The organism is Actinacidiphila sp. bgisy144, assembly GCF_057708105.1.
The window spans coordinates 1-3,247 of record NZ_JBYIRM010000085.1 but is presented as its reverse complement, the minus strand read 5'-3'; the positions used below and the strand labels follow the sequence as shown (position 1 = coordinate 3,247).

The window sequence follows — 3,247 nt, the reverse complement described above, 5'->3', positions numbered from 1 at the left end:
ATCCGACAACCGCTCCACCAGCACCATCCCGACACCCTCGCCGAAGCCCATGCCGTCGGCGGCGGCGGAGAACGCCTTGCAGCGGCCGTCGGCGGCGACACCGCGCTGGCGGGAGAAGCCGGTGATGGTGTGGGGGGTGCTCATCACGGCGACGCCGCCGGCGAGCGCCATGGTGCACTCCTTGCGGCGCAGCGCCTCGCAGGCGAGGTGGAGGGTGACCAGGGAGGAGGAGCAGGCGGTGTCCACGGTGAGGGCGGGGCCTTCGAGGCCGAGGACGTAGGAGACGCGGCCGGACACCACGCTGGAGACGCTGCCGGTGACGAGGTGGCCTTCCAGGCCGTCGCGGACCTCGGTGAGCCGGGCCCGGTACTCCTGGTAGTTGCAGCCGACGTAGACGCCGGTGCTGGTGCCGCGCAGGGCGGCCGGATCGATGCCGGCGTGCTCGACGGCCTCCCAGGCGGTTTCCAGGACGAGCCGCTGCTGCGGGTCCATGGCGGTGGCCTCGCGCGGGGAGATCCCGAAGAACTCGGCGTCGAACTCGGTGGCCCCGGTGAGGTATCCGCCGTGGGGGGCGTAGGTGGTGCCGGGGGCGTCGGGGTCGGGGTCGTAGAGCGCCTTCACGTCCCAGCCGCGGTCGGTGGGCAGGCCGCCGACGGCGTCGACCCCGTCGTGCACCAGCCGCCACAGGTCGGCGGGCGAGCCGACGCCGCCGGGGTAGCGGCAGCCCATGCCGACGATCGCGATCGGCTCGGCGGCCTGTGCCTCGTACTCGCGCAGGCGCTGCCGGGTCTGCTGAAGATCGGTGGTGACCCGCTTCAGGTAGTCGACCAACTTGTCCTGATCAGCCATCAGTTCCTACCCCCGTTGAGCCGTTCAAGGTGTCCGTGGTGCCGTGGTGCCGTGGTGCTGTCGTCCGGTGGGCGGCGCGGGCTGGTGCCGCCGCCGTACGTGGTGCGTCGTGTGGCGCGTTGCGTGGTGGTGCCGGTGGCCCGGGGGCCGACTGCCGTGCTCAGAGCCCTAGTTCGCTGTCGATGAAGGCGAACACCTCGTCGACGCTGGCGGACTGGAGTTCCGGCCCGGCGGAGGCGGCGTCGGCCGCGGGCCGGGCGCCGTCGGGTCTGTCCCACCGCGCGAGCAGGGACCGCAGCCGCAGGGTGATCTCCAGCCGGGTGTTGCCGTCGGGGTTCAGACCGGTCAACCGCTCGGCGAGCCGGTCGAGTTCGGTGAGGACGAAGGCGTCGTCGTCCGTGTCCGGCCCGAACAGCTCGGCCTTGAGGTGGGCGGCGATGGCGAGGGGGGTCGGGTGGTCGAAGACGAGGGCGGCGGACAGGGACAGCCCGGTGGCTCCTGCCAGGCGGTTGCGCAGTTCCATCGCGGTCAGCGAGTCGAAGCCGATGTCGCGGAACGCCCGGTCGGGCTCCAGCTGGTCGGGCCGTTCGAAGCCGAGCACGGCGGCGGCCTCGCCGCGGACGAGGGCGAGCAGGGCGCTGTCGCGGTCCTCGGGCGGGAGGGCGGCAAGGCCGGTGTGCTGCTCGGCGGCGGGCTGGGCCGGTGCGCCGGGCACCTGGGCGGTCAGCGCGGTCAGCGCGCGGACCTGCGGCAGGTCGTCGAAGAGGGGCCGCGATCGGGCCGCGCTGAACAGCGGGAAGAACCGCTCCCAGGCGACGGGGGCGACGGTGAGCGCCGTCTCGTCGCGGTCCAGGGCACGTTGCAGGGCGGTCAGGCCCAACTCCGGTTCGATCAGGGGCAGTCCGCGCCGGTGCAGCTGGTCGAGGTCGACGGCCTCGGAGATGCCGCCGGCGCCCTTGACGCCGAACGCGTTCCACACGCCCCAGGCGATCGAGGTGGTGGGGATGCCCGCGGCGCGGTTCGCCTCGGCCAGCGCGTCGAGGTAGGCGTTGGCGGCGGCGTAGGCGCCGTGGTCGCCGCTGCCCCACACGCCGGCGATGGAGGAGAACAGCACGAAGGCGTCCAGCGCGGTGTGGTCGAGCAGTTCGGTCAGGTGGCGTGCGCCGTCGACCTTGGCGGCGATGCCCGCGGCGAACTGCGCGGGCCCGGTGTCCGCCAGGGACGTCAGCTCGGCCACGCCCGCGGCGTGCAGGACGGCGCGTACGGTCTCGCCGGCGGCGGCCAGCCCGGCCAGCAGGTCGGCGACGGCCGTACGGTCGGCGACGTCGCAGGCGGCGAGGGTCACCCGGGCGCCGGCGGCGGTGAGTTCGTCGCGCAGCCCGGCCGCGCCGGGGGCGTCGGCGCCGCGGCGGCCGGTGAGCACCAGGTGCTCGGCGCCTTCCGCGGCCAGCCACCGGGCGAGTACGGAGCCCAGCGCGCCGGTGCCGCCGGTGATGACGACGGTGCCGCGGGGCCGCCAGGTGCGGCGGGCGGGGCGCCGGTCGCGCGGGGCATGGGCGAGGCGGCGCAGGAACGCGCCGGCCGGCCGCAGCGCCACCTGGTCCTCGGGCCCGGCGTCGGCGAGCGCGGCACACAGCAACTGCCCGGTGCGGGCGTCGGGTGCGGCGGGCAGGTCGATCAACCCGCCCCAGCGGTCGGGGTGTTCCAGGGCGGTGACCTGGCCGAGGCCCCAGATCAGCGACCCCAGCGGGTGGTGCGGGTGGGTGTCCTCGCCGGTGGTGACCGCCTGCCGGGTGGTCAGCCACAGCGGCGCCCGCACGTCGGCCCGGCCCAGCGCGCGGATCAGCGCCAGGGTGGCGGCCAGTCCGCTCGGCAGCGCCGGGAGGCCGGGGTGGCGACGGTCGAGGTCCAGGCCGAGGAAGGACAGGACGCCCGCCGGTGCGGCGCCGAGGTCGGCCAGGAGCGTACGCAGCCGCTGCTCCAGCCGCTCCACGTCGGCGTCGGCCTCGGCCTCGGCGTCGGCATCCGCGTCCGCGTCGCTGATTTCGAGCAGGGCCACGTCGGCTCCGGCGGCGCCCAGCGCCTCCAGTGCGGTGGTGACGCCGGGGTCGGTGCGGTGCCGCTCGGGTACGACGGCGAGCCAGTGGCCGGTGAGGGCCGCCGCGCCGGCGGTGTCGGGGCGCCGCTTCCAGGTGACCCGGTAGCGCCAGTGGTCCACGGTCGCCAGGGTGCCCACGCGCCGGCGCCAGTCGGCCAAGGCGGGCAGGACCGTGCCGAGCGGGGCGTCCGGCGCGATCGCCAACTCGGCGGCGAAACCGTCGAGATCGGTCTTCTCGACCGCCGCCCACAGCGCGGTGTCCTGCTCGTCCGCGGGCCGCTCACCGCTGCCGCCGGTCGA

At 75.5% G+C, this 3,247-nt stretch carries 2 protein-coding genes; both read right to left on the bottom strand.

Translation table 11 applies throughout. The features are described 5' to 3' along the window. On the bottom strand, positions 1 to 849 hold an 849-nt coding region (locus AC3EVP_RS36760), incomplete at its 3' end, for a beta-ketoacyl synthase N-terminal-like domain-containing protein (RefSeq protein WP_435138106.1). Between the two features lie 160 nt (positions 850 to 1,009). Then, on the bottom strand, positions 1,010 to 3,247 hold a 2,238-nt coding region (locus AC3EVP_RS36755; RefSeq protein ID WP_435138103.1), incomplete at its 5' end, for an SDR family NAD(P)-dependent oxidoreductase.